Here is a 16,538-nt window from a genome sequence, read left to right on the forward strand (position 1 = left end):
CCGACCGGATGACAGGGGACAATTCGATGGAAAATGAAAACGGTGCTGACACCGGCGGGGCCTTGGTGGCTCTGTTCGACGGTGTCGTCTGGTTTTTGCAAAGCCTTGCCTTGGCGTTTTACAACATAGCCTGGGCCATCACGCACCCGTCGGCATGGCTCGATTGGGTCAGCTGGAACAACACACCCGAAGACAAGCTGTCGCTGATGAAATTCGTCTACTATGGCGGATCGACCGAGTTCTTCTTTGCAGTGCTGGCAGTGATCTTGACCGTCACGGGCATTGGCCTGTGGAAGCGCGAGTTCATGTGGGGCTGCGTGCGGGTGATGGAGGGTATCGCCAACACAACCGGGCGTTTCTTTGCGTGGGCCGGGTTGCTGATGGTCCTGCAACAGATTGTCATCGTTTTCATGCAGCGTATCTTTACCCGGCCGGACATCTCGTTCGGGTTCGGTATCCCGCTTCAATTTGATATTTCGTGGTTCGCCGAAGAGCTCAAGCTGTTCAACGCACTCGTCGTGTGCATGTGCGTGACCTACACCTTTGTGCAGGGCGGCCACGTACGTGTCGACCTTGTGTATGCCGCCGTGAAATTCCGCACCAAGCGCGTGATCGACATGTTCGGGTCGTTGCTGTTCATGGTGCCGTCGGCCACGCTGATCTGGATGTACGGCTGGTATTTCCTTTGGCGTCACCTGGTCACGCCGAAACCCGCCGCAAGCTGGGATCTGGAACGCGCCGAACGCTCGGCCCGCGCGGTGCGCTGGAACGTCGAAACCATCGGGTTCAGCCCCAACGGCTTTAACGGCTACTTCCTGTTCAAAATCCTTCTTGTCGCCTTTGCAGGCCTCGTGTTCCTGCACGCCATCGCGTTCTTCTACCGCTCGTACCTCGAGTGGAAGGAGGGCCCCGAAAGCGAGGGAAAATACCTGGACCGCGACACGCTCGGCGAGGGCGAAGAAGCCTACGAGGGCACACACTGATGACGCGTTTTCTCAATTCCATGGTTCGCTGCGCGCAGACCACGAACGCAGCCAAAGTAAAGTAAGGGCAGAACAATGTTGTTTGGACTTGATGGCGTAGAAATTGGCCTGATCATCGTCTTTGTTTGCCTCTTTGGCGGCATCCTTTCCGGCTTTCCGGTGGCCTTTGCCATCGCCGGGGCCGGGGTCATCTCCTTTGGCATCATCGCCGCCCTCGACAGCGCGGGCCTGCTGATCCACCAGGCCATCGACGAAAGTACGCAGGCCTACAGGGACCTCGTGAATTCGGGGGTCAAGGCGGACAGTATCAGCGTCTTCCGATACCCCGACTTGCCGCGCATCGGTGAACCCGTGTTCCCCAATGGCTGGGAAGTGGCGTTGGACCGGAACGTGTCCTTTGTTGTGAACCGCATGAACGAACGTGTTCTGGCCGGTCAATCCATCGAAACACTGCTGGCGGTTCTCATGTTCGTCCTGATGGGCATCACGCTGGAACGCTCCAAGATCGCAAACGATCTGCTGACCACTATGGCGCGCGTCTTTGGCCCGCTGCCCGGCGGTCTGGCCGTGTCCATCGTTGTTGTGGGCGCGTTCCTTGCCGCCTCGACCGGGATTGTGGGTGCAACCGTGGTGACCATGGGGCTGCTCGCCCTGCCAACCATGTTGCGCAACAACTACTCGCCCGAGATTGCGACGGGGGTCATTGCGGCTTCCGGCACATTGGGGCAGATCATTCCGCCCTCTATCGTGATCGTTCTGCTCGGGACTTTGGCTGGCGACCTCTATTCTGCCGCCCAAGAGGCCCGCGCGCAGTCGGTGGGGTGTACTGATGCTCTGACCTATCTGGGAGAGCCCGCGGTTGTCTCCGTCGGTACGTTGTTCCAGGCGGCACTGCTGCCGGGCATCCTGCTGGCACTGCTCTATGCGCTCTATGCCTTTGGTTACGCGCTGCTGAACCCCGACAAGGCCCCGGCCGTCGAAATGGGTGCGACCAACGCCGAGCCCATCACGCGCTCCGAAGGTTTCACATGGTTCCTGGGCGCACCTGTCCTGATCATTGTCGGCACCATCCTGCTGGGCAACCTCAACATCGTCGGCAGCCAGTCCACCACGGTCTCGGCCTTCTCCGACATCGGCACCTCAGCCAGCCTGCGCACCAATGTGGGCGACGACTGTAAGGCGGCGATGATCGATCTGCACGGTCAAGAGGCATGGGATGTCGCTGTCCAACAGCAGGAAGAGATCGCAGCCGCCGGTGGCGTGCAGCAATCGGAACGCCTGACGGATGACCAGTTTGCCGAGGCCGTTCAGGCCAAGGTCGACAACGCAGCCCCCATCGGCACCGGCACAGCCATCCTGTTGATCCTGCTGGGCCTGATCCTGACCACGGCACGCGGCATCGCACCCAGCCGGGAAACACGCCCGCTGATCATCGGAGGCATCGGCATCGTGCTGGCCTTGCTGGTCGACATCATCCTGATCAGCCCGCTGAACACGGCAGGGTACTATGTGGCTGTGATGGTCATTCCCTATGTGCTGATCCTCTATGGTGTGGTCGAGGCGGTGAAACGCTGCGCGCAAAACGAACTGATCCGCGTGGTCTTCCCACCGCTGATCCTGATTGTGGCCGTGCTGGGGTCGATCCTGGGCGGCATCACCAACCCGACGCCCGCTGCGGCGCTGGGGGCAGGGGGCGCGATCATGCTCGCCGCCTACCGCAAGCTGACGGACCTCGACCGCAGCCCCAAGGTGATCATCTGGTCCACACTGGCAATCATCGTGTGTATCCTTGTCGGTGTGAACTTTGACCTGCGGATCAACCAGGACAGTGTCACAGCCCAAAGTTGGTTCGCGTTCTTCGTGGCCTACGCCGCGTATCTCTACGCGCTCTTCGGTCTGCTGTTCTCGTGCTGGATCCTCTATACCTCCGGTGTTCTGTCCCCGGTGGTGCGCGAAACGGCGAAGGTCACGTCGATGGTCTTTACCATCCTGATCGGCTCACAGCTGCTGAACCTCGTGGTCATCTCCTTTGGCGGTGAGCACTATATCCAGCAGTTCCTCAAGAGCTTCGACAACGAGTTCACGGTGTTCCTGATCGTGATGCTGGTGCTGTTCATCCTGGGCTTCGTGCTCGACTTCCTCGAGATCATCTACATCGTGATCCCGATTGTCGGGCCGGTCATTTACGGCGGTACCTTTGACCCCAAATGGGTGACCATCATGATCGCGGTGAACCTGCAGACCTCGTTCCTGACGCCTCCCTTTGGCTTCGCCCTGTTCTACCTCCGCGGGGTCGCGCCCAAAGAGGTGACCACCGGCCACATCTATCGCGGCATCATCCCGTTTGTCCTGATCCAGGTGGCCGGTCTGGCACTCTTGTGGACCTTCCCGGGGATCGTGACACTGGTGCCTGACCTGATCCCGAACTGATCAGGGCCACGGGCCTCGACCAAAAACAAAAGGGCGGCCCTCGGGTCGCCCTTTTTGCATCAGTGATGTCGTGAATGACGGAGTGGTTCAGCCCGTGGGCCGCGTGTCTGGCAACGAGATGTTCGCGACCTGCTCTGCAATCGGGTCGGTGGACAGCGGATGCCGGTCGGGCCGGAAATTCTGCGGGTCATTCATCTTTTGCCAGCGTCCACCCAGATAGACCTCAAGCCCCGCGAACTTGGATTTGTAGCCCATCTTCTGACTGCCCGGCACCCAATAGCCCAGGTAGACATAGGGCAGGTTGGCTTCTTGGGCGATGCGGATGTGATCGAGGATCATATAGGTGCCCAGCGACCGACGCGGCGCGTCCGGCGTGTAGAAACTGTAGACCATGCTCAGCCCATCGGTCAGAACGTCCGTCAGGCTCACTCCGGTCAGTGCTCTGCCCGCGCCTCTCTGTGTGTATTCGATCACCCTGCTGCGGATCGGCGTTTCCTCGATCATCGCGGCAAATTCGAAGACGTCCATATCGGCCATGCCCCCATCCGCGTGGCGGCTGTCCAGATAGGTGCGGAACAGGTCATACTGATCTTCGGTGGCCCAGGGCGAGGTCGCGCGCCGTTCCAAATCGGCATTCCGCTTGGCGGTGCGGCGCTGGCTCTTGGTTGGGGCAAAGGCCGACACGTCGATGCGCGCGGATAGACAGGCCGAGCAATCCGCGCAAGATGGCCGGTAGAGTACGTTTTGCGACCGGCGAAAGCCTTGCTGGCTCAGACTGTCATTCAGCTTTTCGGCATTTTCGCCCTGCAACGCGGTGAACAGCTTCCGCTCCATCCGCCCATCCAGATACGGACAGGGTTGTGGCGCAGTCACATAAAACTGCGGAGCAAGGGGGAGCGTGTGGCGCATGACTGTCCTGTACGGGTTACACCCAATGATACCAAGGCTGTCAGGCGTGGCAAGAGTGTAACGCCGCGTCTAGGCGTGCGCGCGTCGGTTCAAGGCGGCTGTTCCCAGAACCATGTCAGTCAGACCCTGACCGCGGTTCGACGTGGCCATCAGAACAATCGACACCAACTGCAACGGCGGCACCGCCCAGCTGATCGTATAGCCCAGCGTGTGCAAAAAGGCCTGGCCGAGGTCAAGGCGCGCACCCGTCGCGTCGCGGATCTCGATGGCCATCAGGCGCATACCCCAGGTCGCAGAGCCGGTCGCCAGCGTGATTACACGGTAGACAAACCCGACGACGCCGATCAGTCCGAAAAAGAAGAAAATGGCCACAAACGCCGTGAACGGCAGAATCAGCAAACAGATCAAGACCACAAGAATGGTGTCGACAACCCACGCCATAAGACGCTTGCCAGCGACATCGCGGTAGAATTGCGGTTGTGTGATGGGATCAGCAAGATGCACGGGCGTGTTCCGTTTCGAAAGGGTCAAGCGGCCCCGCATTGCGGGACCGCGAGGGGAGGGATCAGTCTTCGGCTTTGGCCGCTTTGGCCCGTTCGTCCATGAATTGGTCGAACTCGGACTTGTCCTTGGCTTCGCGCAGGCGCTCAAGGAAGGCTTCGAAGTTGTGCTGCTCATCTTCGAGGCGGCGCAGGGTGTCGGCCTTGTAGGCGTCAAAGGCAGAGTTGCCGGTGGTCCGCATCGTGGCAAGCGGGTTGGTCATGCGGGCTGTGCTGGATTTCGAGAACATGCGTTTGCTCCAGATCATGTAGAACAGAAGGGCGAGGCCAACAGGCCAGAAAAAGATGAAACCAAGGACCATGGCCGCGATCCAGGCGCCTTTGCCTTTTTCATCAAGCCAGCGTTCGGTCTTGGAAAACCAGCCGCCCGCCGTGTGATGTGCCGGGGCTGTGGTGGACATGGACGTCATTTTCAAACCTTTCACGAGAGTGGGCGAAGGCCCTATTGGCTGCGTTATTGCGTATGTGAATGTGTTTCACATTATACAAGATGGGGCGCAGGGCAGGGCAGAACAAGTATAAATGTAAAACTATTTCACATTCGTCGGTTTTATGACGTAAAATCAGCGGCTTCCGCGTTTGAAATCCGAAAAATATCTTGCGGTTTGGCACCAAAAACGTGGTGTGGTGTGCCCGCAGCGGCCCAAATCCGGTCGAAATTCAGCAATGCAGGATCGAAAAACGCGGTGACTGGATTGATATGTCCCACAGGCGACACGCCGCCAATGGCGAACCCGGTTTGCGCGCGGATCAGGCTGGCGTCAGCCTTGCCCAACGGCTCGCCTGCGATCTGTGCGGCTTTGGCTGCATCGACGGTATTGCCACCCGCCGTGATGAACAAAATGGCCGCCCCGCTGGTGTCCCCGCGAAAGATGATGGATTTCGCAATCTGGTCAATCTCGCACCCTATGGCCGCGGCCGCATCTGCCGCTGACCGCGCCAAGGGTGTCTCTTCGATCTTGGCATCCATGCCTGCGGCCTCCAGCGCCGCACGCACACGTTTCAAACTCTTGCTCATGTGTGCAGGTTGACCTGATGGCCTAGCCAAGCGCAAGGGCCATTGACGCGCCCGGATTGGCCCCGGATGGTGCAGGCATGCGCCTGTCTGATGCCATAACCCGATTGCCCCGTCCCTTTGATACTCCGCGCGGGGACGAAGCCGTCGCCGCATGCGGTGATCTGGATGCACCAACCCGCGATCTGGTTCATGCAACGGCGGCGTGCAGCCCATATCTGGCAGGCCTGATCCAACGCGAGGCCGCGTGGCTGCCTGAGGCTGTGACCGACGTGTCATCCGCGTTGGCGGATGCGCTGACGCCCCCAAAGGGCGATATGCAGACGATCAAGACAGAGCTGCGCAGGTCCAAACGCCGCATCGCTCTGCTGGCAGCATTGGCGGATCTCGGGGGTGCGTGGTCTCTCGAAGAGGTGACGGGCGCGTTGACCCGCTTGGCCGACATGGCCTGTGACGCCGCCTTGTCAGCGGCCCTCGCACTGCAGGTCAAACGCGGCAAACTGCCGGACGATGATCCGGGTCTGTTTGTGCTGGCCATGGGCAAAATGGGCGCGTTCGAGCTGAACTATTCCTCTGATGTCGACCTGATCTGTCTCTTTGACGAAACCCGGCACGATGCGGCGGACTATGCGATGGTGCGCAAGGCCTGCGTCAAGGCGGTGCAGGACATGTGTGCGGCACTCAGCGACCTGACGCCTGATGGCTACGTATTCCGCACAGACCTGCGCCTGCGCCCCGACCCGGCGGTCACACCCGTTGTTCTGTCGACCGGCGCGGCAGAGCGGTACTATGAAAGCCTGGGCCGCACATGGGAACGCGCCGCCTTTATCAAGGCGCGGCCCTGCGCTGGCAATATCGCGGCAGGTGCTGCGTTTCTGGAGGATCTCAGCCCGTTTGTCTGGCGCCGCCACCTTGATTTCGCCGCCGTTCAGGACGCCCACGACATGCGGTTGGCCATTCGTGCGCACAAGGGCACAGGCGGGCCAATCACGCTGCCGGGCCACAACATGAAACTTGGGCGCGGGGGAATCCGCGAAATCGAGTTCTTTACCCAAACCCGCCAGTTGATCGCTGGCGGACGTGATGCGTCGCTGCGCATGCGTGAAACCGTGCCGGGCCTGCGCCAGCTTGCGGTCAAGGGGTGGGTGCCGGAACAGATCGCGGACACGCTTGCCGACCACTACCGCTTTGCCCGAACAGTCGAACACCGCGTCCAGATGGTCCGCGATGCGCAAACCCACACCTTGCCCTCCAACGACGAGGGGTTTGAACGCCTGGCCGCGATGATGGACATGGACCGCAGCGCGCTCGAGGCGGAATTGACCCACAGGCTGTCCGAAGTCCACGGCGAGACCGAAGGGTTCTTTGCGCCAGCTCGCCCCGATCCCGCGCCCGCACTGACGCTCGACCCTGCCATGCAGGCACGTTGGCGCAGCTATCCCGCCTTGCGCAGCACGCGCGGCGCGGCCCTTTTTGACCGGATTGAGCCGGTGTTGCTGGCCCGTCTGGCCGACAGCGCCAAGCCGGACGAGGCGCTTGCCGCCTTTGACGGATTCCTCGCGGGCCTGCCTGCGGGTGTCCAGCTCTTTGCTCTCTTCGAGGCCAATCCCCAACTTGTCGACCTGCTTGTCGACATCACCGCGACGTCGCCCGCGCTGGCACGCTACCTGTCGCGCAACGCAGGTGTGCTGGACGCGGTGATTGGCGGCAGCTTTTTCGAACCCTGGCCCGGCCAGGATGCCCTGACCGTTGATGCGGCTGCGAAACTCGCCGCTGCTGCGGATTACGAGGCCAAGCTGGACACCATCCGCGCCTGGGCCAAGGAATGGCACTTTCGCATAGGCGTGCACCATTTGCGCCAGTTGACAACCGCGCGCGAGGCGGGCGCACAGTATTCCGATCTCGCACGTGCGGCCCTGCGCGCCCTTTGGCCCGAGGTCCAGACCCATTTTGCCCGCCGCCACGGCCCGCCGCCCGGACGCGGCGCGGCGATCATCGGCATGGGCAGCCTTGGGGCAGGGCAGTTGACCGCACAGTCGGACCTGGACCTGATTGTCATCTACGACGCCGAAGGTCACGACCAGTCCGACGGCCCGCGCCCCCTCAATACCCGCGCTTACTATGCCAAGCTGACGCAAGCGCTGATCACGGCTGTCACCACCCAAACCGCACAGGGGCGGCTCTATGAGGCGGACATGCGCCTGCGCCCCTCGGGCAATCAGGGGCCGGTGGCGACGAGTTGGGCCGCGTACCAGACCTATCAGGAGAACGAGGCCTGGTTGTGGGAACATCTGGCGCTTGTGCGTGCCTCTTGTGTGGCGGGGCCGGACAGCCTTGTGCGCGACATCCACGGCCTGCGTGCGCGTATCCTGTCCACGCCGCGCGAAGGCGCTGACGTGGTGACCCAGTTGCGCGACATGCGCGACCGCATTGCGTCGGCCAAGGCACCGGACGGCCTCTGGGATGCCAAGATTGGCGCGGGCCGGCTGCAGGACATCGAACTGCTGGCGCAGGCGGGCATCGTGATGACAGGCCATGATGGCAGCCAGGTGCGCGACGGATTGCTGGCCTGCGTCGCGGCTGGCCTTTTGGATGACGCAGGCGCGCAGTCTTTGGCCGACATCTATGAGATGCTGTGGCGCGTGCAGATGGTCACGCGGCTCATCGGCTCTGCACCCGCCGACGATGGCCGCGTGGGTGAAGGGGGCATGGCCGTGTTCCTGCGCGCGCTGGAACAATTGTCGGCCGAGGACGCCGAAGCCGCATTGCACCGCGCACATACTACCAGTGCTGCGCTGATCGCGGCGGCGCTGGACCGCTGAGAAAGAGGACGAACACGTCATGGCAACCAAGGGTGAACCCCAGGACCCCAAAGGCCTCATCTTCGAGGCTTACCGCATCGAAGGTATCACGCAGCCGGAATGTAGGACGATCTTTCTCGACTGGGCCCTCAGCCTGCCGGATGCCACCAGCCACGCGGCGGCGATTGCGCATCTGTTGGACCGCTATGGCCCCGATCACAACGACCATCCCATGACACAAGTGCTGCGCGAAGGCCGCGATGGTATGGCTACACCGCGCCGTCGGGGCGGCTGGCGGGGACGATCCCGCGCGCATTGATCCATTGATGCGCAACGCGGTCCAATTGGTGCATGCCGCAAAACAATCGCGCAATTGAACACATTTTGTCTCAATTGCGCCTCAGTTTCCGATCATGTTCACGCTGAACAAAAAGAAAGCGCGCAAACAATTGCGTGGATCGGAGAAGAAAATGAAACGCATCAAACTGGTTATGCTTCTTGTTATGGGTGGCCTTGTTTCGGCCTGTGCAAACACGAATGTCGCCTCGCGGAATGCTCCGTTTGACAGCGCACCTCTCAACGCAGGTCCTGGCGCTGCCTACCTGTCGCTGCTGACGGATGTCAGTGTTGAAAACATCACTGTGCGGGTGCCGCGCAGCCTCAAGGTGTCCGAAGCCAACCGCTACCTGCCCGCAGGTGACATTGTCTGGCGCGAGGACCCCATTGGTGACCGCCACGCCCAGGTTGCACAGATCTTTCACGACGCCCTGACACGTGGCACCGAGGCGCTGGACGGCAAGCTGCCCGTCGCCCTCGACGTCGAAGTCAGCCGCTTTCACGCACTCACCGAAAAGGCGCGCTATACCACTGGCGGCGTGCACAACATCACCTTCACGCTGACGCTGCGCGATGCTGAAACCGGTGCCGCCCTGAGTGACCCGCGCTTTATCCGCGCCGATCTCGACGCCTTTGGCGGTCAACAAGCACTCGCCGCTGAGGCCCGTGGCCTGACCCAAAAGGTCCGCATCAGCAACCACCTCGCCGAAGTGATCCGGCAGGAGCTGACCACCGAGGAGGGGTTCCAGAACCCGCGTCTGGGTCTGATCCAGGCGATGAACCAAATCTGATCTTTCACTGATCACTCGAACGAACTAGAGGAGGGCGCTATGACAGCGCCCTCTCTTGCATCCGACCGCCCCGTAATCCGCCTGCGTCCCAAAACCGATGCCCGCCGCATCCGCCACGGGTTTCCCTGGGCCTACGCCAACGAAGTGGTCACTGACCGCCGCACCAAGGCGCTGGCCCCCGGCACCATCGCCGAGTTGCAGGACGAAAACCGCGCGCCCATCGCGCTGGTGGCCGTGAACCCCCTGTCCAAGATCATTGCTCGTGTCATTGACCGCGATGTGCAGGCCACCGTTGACACGGCATGGTTTGCCACCCGTCTGACCCGCGCGCTGGCCTTGCGCGAACGGCTGTTTGACGCACCATTCTACCGGTTAATCCATGCCGAAGCGGATGGCCTGCCGGGCGTGGTCATTGACCGGTTTGGCGACACCTGTGTGACCCAACCCAATGCCGCATGGGCCGACACCCGGATCGACATGCTGCGCGATGCGCTCGTCGACGTGGTCGGTTGCAACACGCTGATCAAGAACGCCAGTGGCCGCGCCCGCGACCTCGAAGGGCTGGATGATGTGTCCGCCGTGCTGCACGGCACGGCACCCGACGCGCCGCTGCACGTGCCTATGAACGGTGCCACGTACCTTGCGGATGTGACAGGCGGCCAGAAAACCGGGCTGTTCTTTGACCAACGGCCCAACCACGCCTTTGCCGCCAACATGGCGCGAGACGCGCGCGTGCTGGACGTGTTCAGCCATGTGGGTGGCTTTGGTCTTGCCGCACTTGCGGGCGGTGCGGCCTCTGCGCTCTGTGTGGATGGATCGGCTCCGGCGCTGGATCTGGCCGGGCAGGGCGCTGCTGCCATGGGTGCGCAGGACCGCTTTGACACCCGGCAAGGCGACGCCTTTGACGTGCTCACCGCCTTGGGCGACGAAGGCGCTACTTTTGATATGGTCATCTGCGACCCACCGGCCTTTGCACCCGCCAAACCCGCACTCGAGGCGGGCTTGCGCGCCTATGAACGCATCGCGCGTCTGGCCACGCCGCTGGTGGCCCCCGGTGGCATTCTAGTGTTGTGCAGTTGCTCTCACGCCGCCGACCTGACACGGTTCCGCACCGCATGTGTGCGCGGCATTGGGCGGGCGGGACGCGCACCTGCGCTGATCCACACCGGCTTTGCGGGCCCGGATCATCCGCTCCTGCCACAACTGGCCGAAAGCGGTTACCTCAAGGCGCTGTTCTTCCGCCTATGAAGATCCTGATCGACGCCAATGTCCTGTATCCAACAGTGATGCGCGAAGTGGTCGTTGGCGCAGCCCGCGCAGGCTTCTTTGAGCCGCAATGGTCGCCCCGCATCGTAGAGGAATGGGCGCGCGCCGCGGCCCGTCACGGCGTCGAGGGCGAGGTGCAGGCACGGGGCACGGCCGCAATGCTGAACGCCACGTGGCCGCGCGCTTCCATCAGCCATCCCCCCGCACTCGAAGAGCGCCTCTGGCTCCCCGATCCGGGCGACATCCACGTCCTGGCCGCCGCCATCCACGGCTCCTCCGATATGATCATGACCATGAACGCCAAGGACTTCCCCCGCAACATCCTGACCGAAGAGGGTCTGTTGCGCGTCGATCCCGATGGCTACCTGCAAGGCTGTGCCGAGGCGCAGCCCGATCGCATCATCCCTGTGGCCCAGGCCGTCCTGGCCGAGGCGCGTCGCCTGTCCGGCGATGACTGGACCATGCGCGCATTGATGAAAAAGGCCCGTCTACCCCGCTTTGGCAAAGCCGTTGAGCGGTTGAGCTAGCCCTCAAGCTGCCACTTGGCGCGCAGACCTTCGAGCGCCTTGATCCGCTCTGCCGTTTTGGGGTGGCTCAACAACCACGCAGGTGCGGCACCTGCATTGGATTTCGTCAGGCTCTCCAGTTTTTCGAACAGGGTGATTTGGGGATCAATCCCGATGCCCGCCTTGGTCAACAGGGCCGCCGCATAGGCATCCGCCTCGTATTCATCCCCCCGCGACAATCGCGCCGCCAGCAATGTGGTCAAGCCATTGGCCACCCAAACGCCCACGCCGGGCAAAAACCGCGACAGGACCATGGCCAGCGCCGTGCGCAGCGCATTTTGCCCGGAAAAGTCGATCATCCGGCGGCGGCTGTGTCCCAGCGCCACGTGACCCAACTCATGCGCGATCACACTGGCCATCTCTGCGGCGGACACGCTGCCGCGTCGGAATTTGTTGTAAAAACCCCGCGTGATGAAAATGCGCCCGTCCGGCGCGGCCAGACCGTTTACCGGCTCAATCTCGTAAATGAATACCTTGATGCGGTCCAAATCCAGCGCGCGCGCCAGTTGATTGCACATCTCGCGCAACATCGGATCGGCCAGCTCGGTGGATTTCTCGTCCAGCTCGCGCGCGGTGCGCCAAGCGGAAAAACGATACATCGCAACCCCATAGGCCAGCGCGAGAAGGATCGGCATCACTTTGATCATCACGCTCATATGGGGCAGGTGGTGCCGGTTTTCCATGTCTGTCGGGCAGTTACCGCACGCGTTTGGGGTGTCATTGTGTCCGGATCGGAAACAATACGTTTTCAGGTGCCCGTCAAATCACCGTTGCACAGCGGTGCGTCGGCCGTAATCTGAATCCAACTATGGGGGGAAATGACATGCTGGGGCTGATGGCGCTATTGATGGGTGGACTGGCCAGTGCCGCCATCCTGGGCACGGATCAAGATGACGAGATCCAAGGCACAAACAGGGATGACGTCGTTGATGCTGGTGCGGGCAATGATTTTGTAAACACTGGCGCAGGCAACGATGCGGTGTTTGGCGGCGATGGTGCGGATACGGTCCAGGTCGGTTTTGGCAACGACACGGTGGATGCAGGCGCAGGCGACGACATGATCCGTGGCGGCCAGAACGACGATCTACTGTCTGGCGGTGATGGGGCCGACCAGATCTTTGGCGGCACGGGTCAGGATCAGATCCTGGGCGGCGCGGGCGCAGACATCGTGCGCGCAGGCAACGGGGCCGATCAGGTGCAGGGCGACGAAGGGCGCGACAAGCTCTTTGGGGACGGCGGCAATGACACGCTCGAAGGTGGCCGCCAGAACGATACGATTGACGCCGGGCGCGGCAATGACGCGCTCTTTGGTGGCAGCGAGGATGACACGCTGCTGGGCCGTCAGGGCAATGATCTGCTGGATGGTGGTATCCGCAACGACCTGCTGGACGGCGGGCAGGGGAACGACACTCTCCTGGGCGGTGACGGAAATGACAGCCTTGATGGCGGCACTGGCGATGATGTGCTCGACGGCGGCGAGGGCCGCAACACCGTCAACGGCGGCAGCGGTGATGACATCCTGCGCGGCGGTGCAGGGGGCAACTCGCTCAACGGTGACGAGGGCGATGATGTGCTTGACGGCGGCGATGGCCGCGATTTCCTGCGTGGTGGTGAGGGCGATGACACGCTGGCAGGCGGCGCAGGGTTCGACCTGCAATTCGGCGGCGACGGCGACGACGAAATCCACGTCACCAACTTTGCCCCGGCAGACGCGCCGTCTTACTTGATTGACTATGCCTCGGGTGGCGAAGGCAGCGACACGATCTTTGCCGAGGGCAACGCCGCGCGCATCTATTTCGGGGAATCCGTGTCCTCGACCGATGTGCTGATCCCGCAAACCGGCGATGCGGTCCTGACCGTTGTGGGGTTCGAGCCGGACTTTGACGGCACAGGCACCGGCGACATCCTCGACCTCAGCGCGCTCGAAGACGCACGTGGCCGACCCATCAGCGTCGATGACTTCTCGGTCGAACAGCGCGACATCGTGGACGGCATCGCATCCCAGATCGTGCTGCGCGTGTCCAATGGACCGGACGACGACACCCTGACCATCGTGTTGAACAACCCTGATTTCGAGGTGCCGCAAAACAACAGGGAGTTCCTGACCGCGCTGGGTATCCCGGCCTAGCGCGTCAGCGTCTTCATCCCCCGGCTCAACCCCTCCAGCGTCATGGGCACCATGGCCTCTGCGCCGAATATCTCCTGGATCATGCCGATGGAGTGGGTGTAGCCCCAGTATTTCTCGGGCACCGGGTTGATCCACAGGTTTGACACCCACTGATCCCGCGCGCGGGCCAGCCACACCTGGCCCGCCTCTTGGTTCCAATGCTCATTGGCTCCGCCGGGATAGGCGATCTCGTAAGGCGACATGCTGGCGTCGCCCACAAAGATGCACTTGTAATCGGGCCCGTAGGTCCGCAGCACCTCGTGCGTGGGCGTCTGCGCGTCCCAGCGACGGCGATTGTCGCGCCACACACCCTCGTACAGGCAGTTGTGGAAATAGAAGTGTTCCAGATGCTTGAACTCGGATTTGGCTGCTGAAAACAGCTCTTCCACGATCTTCACATGCGGATCCATCGACCCGCCGATATCGAGGAACAACAGCACCTTGACCGCATTGCGCCGCTCGGGCCGAGTTTTGACGTCGAGATACCCGTGTTCAGCCGTAGCACGGATGGTGCCGTTCAAGTCCAGCTCTTCTGCCGCACCATCGCGCGCCCAGCGGCGCAGGCGTTTTAATGCCACCTTGATGTTGCGGGTGCCCAGTTCAACTGTGTCGTCCAGGTTCTTGAATTCACGCTTGTCCCAGACCTTGACCGCGCGCTGATGACGGCTTTCCTTCTGGCCGATCCGCACCCCTTCGGGATTGTAGCCATAGGCGCCAAAGGGCGACGTACCAGCGGTGCCAACCCACTTGTTGCCGCCCTGATGGCGGCCCTTCTGTTCCTCAAGCCGTTTCTTGAGCGTTTCCATGAGCTTGTCAAAGCCACCTAAAGCTTCGATCTCTTTGCGCTCTTCCTCGCTCAGGTGCTTTTCGGCCAGCTTTTCCAGCCACTCCTGCGGAATGTCCACGGCCTCTAGCACCTGTTCGATGCTGATCTGCTCCAGCCCCTCAAAAGCGGCGGCAAAGGCGCGGTCGAACTTGTCGATGTTGCGCTCGTCCTTCACCATGCTGACCCGCGCCAGATAGTAGAACGCCTCGACATCATAGGTGGCCAGTCCGGCCTGCATCCCTTCGAGAAAGGCGAGGAATTCCCGCAACGAAACCGGCACGTTGTTTTTGCGCAAGGCCTCAAAGAAGGGCAGAAACATCTCAGCCCCGCAGGTTGCGGTCGAGAACAACTGTGGCAATCAGCCCCACCACCACAAAGGCGAGGGCATAGCCAGCCGCGTATTGCGCCATGTCCAGACGATTGCCGCCGCGTTTGCGCGCGGTGTATCCGCCAATTAGCGCCCCAGCCAGAGCAGCCACAAGAACGATCATATTACCTTGCCTTTCAATCCCCTAGGGCAGAAAGTTCATCCGTTCAAAGGATTGAGAGAAGAGATTTCCCGCACCTTGGCCCGCACCGCCCAGTCAGGTCCGAATCCGTAGCGCGCCCACCCAAGGCTGTCCACCCTGACGGTGCGTGCCTCTGCGGTGCGACCCTGCAAATCCAGCGCCTCGGCGCGCAACAGCAAGAGCGTCGACAACAGGGCGGCATTCTCGTTCTGCGCGGCCTGATCAATGTGCGGGCTCAGGATCAAGAGCGCCTTGTCCCCGTCACCCCGTGTGATCGCATAGGCAGCCAGTTGGGTCGCCACATAGGCACGGTGCAGGTCAGCACCGCGTGTCGCGGCATAGTATTGGTCCGCGGCGCGGAAATGGGTCTGCGCGGCCTTGGGATCAGAGGACAACAGCAGACGGCCATTGGCATAGTGCGCAAAAGCGCGGCGGTGATCCTGCCAGCCCATCGCCTGTGCGATGTCCAGTGCACGTGCGGCGGCTGTGCGGCGCGCGGCATTCGTGGCACCAGGCCCAAGCGCGGTTTGCACGGCCTGGCTCCAGGCGCGGGGGGTGCGTGTGGCGTACTGCGCGGGCAATTGCTCGCCGCGTGGATTGATGCGGGCAAAGATGCCGGGCAGGCGTTTGGCCACTTGGCCGCGGGACATGCCCGACCGCAATTCGGGTGCGTAATAGGCGCGCAGCATCATCATGTCGAACCCGGTCAGCACGGTGTGCACGTTGTCGTCGTTGAACACACTGTCGGGCAGGCGGTACAGGTCATTGAGCGGGCCGATGGCTTGCGCCAGTTCTTCGTGCAGACAGTCGCGCACCTCTTGGGGGCTGGCGTCATTGGGCAGGAAGATCGCCAGTTGTTTGCGGGTACGCAGGTTGGTCCAGCTGGTGCGCGCGCTGCGGCGGTTGGCCTTGTATTCCGAGATGGTTGTGATGTTTGGCACCACAAAACAGGCGGCGTGGGGCAGGGCGCGGCGGATCTGCGCTCGGCTCACCGCCTCAATGGTGATGTTGGCGGAACTGCTGGGCGATGCCTCATAGATGTCGATACCGGCCTCGGTCCGCAAGCGGTGCATCAGGCGGCGCAAGTCCGTGCCGAGGGATGCGGGCGGCGCACCGGTGACGCGCACCGAAATGGGGCCTTCGAACCGCGTGAACACAGGCAATTCGCGGCCCGATTCCAGCTGAAAGCTCAGCTCGATGAAGTCCAGCGCCAGGTCATTGTTGGACCGGATCGGCAGCGCAGGGCGCGGCGCGCCAAAGGTTTTCATGGGCGGCAGGTCGCTCGATTGGGGCAGGGCGCGTGTGGGCGTGTCACCGGGCGTGACGGGCACACAGGCATTGAGCAACAGAACAAAGGGCAAAACAAAACGTCGCATCTG

At 62.0% G+C, this 16,538-nt stretch carries 16 protein-coding genes; 8 read left to right on the top strand and 8 right to left on the bottom strand.

Annotation, left to right across the window (positions count from 1 at the left end; all coding sequences use genetic code 11):
- The first annotated feature begins 26 nt into the window (after positions 1-26).
- Positions 27-983: a C4-dicarboxylate ABC transporter permease gene (locus tag Q0936_RS17455; RefSeq protein ID WP_299145653.1), complete on the top strand. Its 957-nt coding sequence runs from the start codon at positions 27-29 to the stop codon at positions 981-983.
- 75 nt (positions 984-1,058) lie between these two features.
- Positions 1,059-3,413 (top strand): TRAP transporter large permease subunit, encoded by a 2,355-nt coding sequence (locus Q0936_RS17460; protein ID WP_299296303.1) that lies wholly within the window; start codon positions 1,059-1,061, stop codon positions 3,411-3,413.
- An 87-nt stretch (positions 3,414-3,500) separates the two neighbouring features.
- Here the strand turns inward: Q0936_RS17460 and Q0936_RS17465 are convergent, their stop codons facing one another.
- The 4 genes from Q0936_RS17465 to Q0936_RS17480 form a co-directional block, all read right to left on the bottom strand.
- Positions 3,501-4,322 carry an arginyltransferase gene (locus Q0936_RS17465; RefSeq protein ID WP_299296305.1) on the bottom strand — a complete coding sequence of 274 codons (822 nt, stop codon included), beginning with the start codon at positions 4,320-4,322 and terminating at the stop codon, positions 3,501-3,503.
- A gap of 69 nt (positions 4,323-4,391) precedes the next feature.
- Positions 4,392-4,865, bottom strand: a complete 474-nt coding sequence (locus Q0936_RS17470) for an RDD family protein (RefSeq protein ID WP_299296307.1) — start codon at positions 4,863-4,865, stop codon at positions 4,392-4,394.
- 22 nt (positions 4,866-4,887) lie between these two features.
- Entirely contained in the window at positions 4,888-5,292 is a 405-nt protein-coding gene (locus Q0936_RS17475) for a DUF2852 domain-containing protein (protein ID WP_299296309.1), read from the bottom strand.
- 140 nt (positions 5,293-5,432) lie between these two features.
- Entirely contained in the window at positions 5,433-5,900 is a 468-nt protein-coding gene (locus Q0936_RS17480) for a YbaK/EbsC family protein (protein WP_299296311.1), read from the bottom strand.
- A gap of 77 nt (positions 5,901-5,977) precedes the next feature.
- On the opposite strand from Q0936_RS17480, the gene Q0936_RS17485 reads away from it, so the two are divergent.
- From Q0936_RS17485 to Q0936_RS17505, 5 genes are all read left to right on the top strand, one after another.
- Positions 5,978-8,719, top strand: a complete 2,742-nt coding sequence (locus Q0936_RS17485) for a glutamine-synthetase adenylyltransferase (protein ID WP_299296313.1) — start codon at positions 5,978-5,980, stop codon at positions 8,717-8,719.
- 19 nt (positions 8,720-8,738) lie between these two features.
- Positions 8,739-9,017, top strand: coding sequence for a hypothetical protein (locus Q0936_RS17490; RefSeq protein ID WP_299296316.1), 279 nt, complete (start codon positions 8,739-8,741; stop codon positions 9,015-9,017).
- Positions 9,018-9,168: 151 nt separating this feature from the next.
- Positions 9,169-9,825, top strand: a complete 657-nt coding sequence (locus tag Q0936_RS17495) for a DUF6778 family protein (RefSeq protein WP_299296317.1) — start codon at positions 9,169-9,171, stop codon at positions 9,823-9,825.
- Between the two features lie 39 nt (positions 9,826-9,864).
- Positions 9,865-11,073 carry an RSP_2647 family RNA methyltransferase gene (locus Q0936_RS17500; RefSeq protein ID WP_299296319.1) on the top strand — a complete coding sequence of 403 codons (1,209 nt, stop codon included), beginning with the start codon at positions 9,865-9,867 and terminating at the stop codon, positions 11,071-11,073.
- Positions 11,070-11,618: an RSP_2648 family PIN domain-containing protein gene (locus Q0936_RS17505; protein ID WP_299296321.1), complete on the top strand. Its 549-nt coding sequence runs from the start codon at positions 11,070-11,072 to the stop codon at positions 11,616-11,618. Before Q0936_RS17500 ends, Q0936_RS17505 begins: the two co-directional genes overlap by 4 nt.
- Here Q0936_RS17505 and Q0936_RS17510 read toward each other — a convergent pair.
- Positions 11,615-12,304: a M48 family metalloprotease gene (locus Q0936_RS17510; RefSeq protein WP_299296323.1), complete on the bottom strand. Its 690-nt coding sequence runs from the start codon at positions 12,302-12,304 to the stop codon at positions 11,615-11,617. The two genes, Q0936_RS17505 and Q0936_RS17510, sit on opposite strands and share 4 nt — an antisense overlap.
- Before the next feature lie 176 nt (positions 12,305-12,480).
- Between Q0936_RS17510 and Q0936_RS17515 the strand changes: the two genes are divergently transcribed.
- On the top strand, positions 12,481-13,785 hold the full coding sequence (locus tag Q0936_RS17515; protein ID WP_299378306.1) for a calcium-binding protein: 1,305 nt from the start codon (positions 12,481-12,483) through the stop codon (positions 13,783-13,785).
- On the opposite strand, the gene Q0936_RS17520 is transcribed toward Q0936_RS17515, so the two are convergent.
- From Q0936_RS17520 to Q0936_RS17530, 3 genes are read right to left on the bottom strand one after another with little or no spacing between them, the layout of a single operon-like run.
- On the bottom strand, positions 13,782-14,969 hold the full coding sequence (locus Q0936_RS17520) for a VWA domain-containing protein (RefSeq protein ID WP_299296327.1): 1,188 nt from the start codon (positions 14,967-14,969) through the stop codon (positions 13,782-13,784). The two genes, Q0936_RS17515 and Q0936_RS17520, sit on opposite strands and share 4 nt — an antisense overlap.
- 1 nt (position 14,970) lies before the next feature.
- A complete protein-coding gene (locus Q0936_RS17525; protein ID WP_299145675.1) occupies positions 14,971-15,141 on the bottom strand; it encodes an apolipoprotein acyltransferase in 171 nt (56 codons plus the stop codon).
- A gap of 35 nt (positions 15,142-15,176) precedes the next feature.
- A complete protein-coding gene (locus tag Q0936_RS17530) occupies positions 15,177-16,535 on the bottom strand; it encodes a DUF2927 domain-containing protein (RefSeq protein ID WP_299145677.1) in 1,359 nt (452 codons plus the stop codon).
- Positions 16,536-16,538: the final 3 nt, after the last annotated feature.

The sequence above is a fragment of the uncultured Tateyamaria sp. genome (assembly GCF_947488715.1).
In the GTDB taxonomy this organism is placed as follows: Bacteria; Pseudomonadota; Alphaproteobacteria; order Rhodobacterales; family Rhodobacteraceae; genus Tateyamaria.

Excerpts from the sequence above, each read along its gene's own strand:
- Q0936_RS17475 (WP_299296309.1), bottom strand. The coding sequence starts at position 5,292 with ATGACGTCCATGTCCACCACAGCCCCGGCACATCACACGGCGGGCGGC.
- Q0936_RS17470 (WP_299296307.1), bottom strand. The coding sequence starts at position 4,865 with ATGCGGGGCCGCTTGACCCTTTCGAAACGGAACACGCCCGTGCATCTT.
- Q0936_RS17505 (WP_299296321.1), top strand. The coding sequence starts at position 11,070 with ATGAAGATCCTGATCGACGCCAATGTCCTGTATCCAACAGTGATGCGC.
- Q0936_RS17515 (WP_299378306.1), top strand. The coding sequence starts at position 12,481 with ATGCTGGGGCTGATGGCGCTATTGATGGGTGGACTGGCCAGTGCCGCC.
- Q0936_RS17525 (WP_299145675.1), bottom strand. The coding sequence starts at position 15,141 with ATGATCGTTCTTGTGGCTGCTCTGGCTGGGGCGCTAATTGGCGGATAC.
- Q0936_RS17520 (WP_299296327.1), bottom strand. The coding sequence starts at position 14,969 with ATGTTTCTGCCCTTCTTTGAGGCCTTGCGCAAAAACAACGTGCCGGTT.
- Q0936_RS17485 (WP_299296313.1), top strand. The coding sequence starts at position 5,978 with ATGCGCCTGTCTGATGCCATAACCCGATTGCCCCGTCCCTTTGATACT.
- Q0936_RS17460 (WP_299296303.1), top strand. The coding sequence starts at position 1,059 with ATGTTGTTTGGACTTGATGGCGTAGAAATTGGCCTGATCATCGTCTTT.
- Q0936_RS17490 (WP_299296316.1), top strand. The coding sequence starts at position 8,739 with ATGGCAACCAAGGGTGAACCCCAGGACCCCAAAGGCCTCATCTTCGAG.
- Q0936_RS17530 (WP_299145677.1), bottom strand. The coding sequence starts at position 16,535 with ATGCGACGTTTTGTTTTGCCCTTTGTTCTGTTGCTCAATGCCTGTGTG.
- Q0936_RS17495 (WP_299296317.1), top strand. The coding sequence starts at position 9,169 with ATGAAACGCATCAAACTGGTTATGCTTCTTGTTATGGGTGGCCTTGTT.
- Q0936_RS17510 (WP_299296323.1), bottom strand. The coding sequence starts at position 12,304 with ATGATCAAAGTGATGCCGATCCTTCTCGCGCTGGCCTATGGGGTTGCG.
- Q0936_RS17500 (WP_299296319.1), top strand. The coding sequence starts at position 9,865 with ATGACAGCGCCCTCTCTTGCATCCGACCGCCCCGTAATCCGCCTGCGT.
- Q0936_RS17465 (WP_299296305.1), bottom strand. The coding sequence starts at position 4,322 with ATGCGCCACACGCTCCCCCTTGCTCCGCAGTTTTATGTGACTGCGCCA.
- Q0936_RS17455 (WP_299145653.1), top strand. The coding sequence starts at position 27 with ATGGAAAATGAAAACGGTGCTGACACCGGCGGGGCCTTGGTGGCTCTG.
- Q0936_RS17480 (WP_299296311.1), bottom strand. The coding sequence starts at position 5,900 with ATGAGCAAGAGTTTGAAACGTGTGCGTGCGGCGCTGGAGGCCGCAGGC.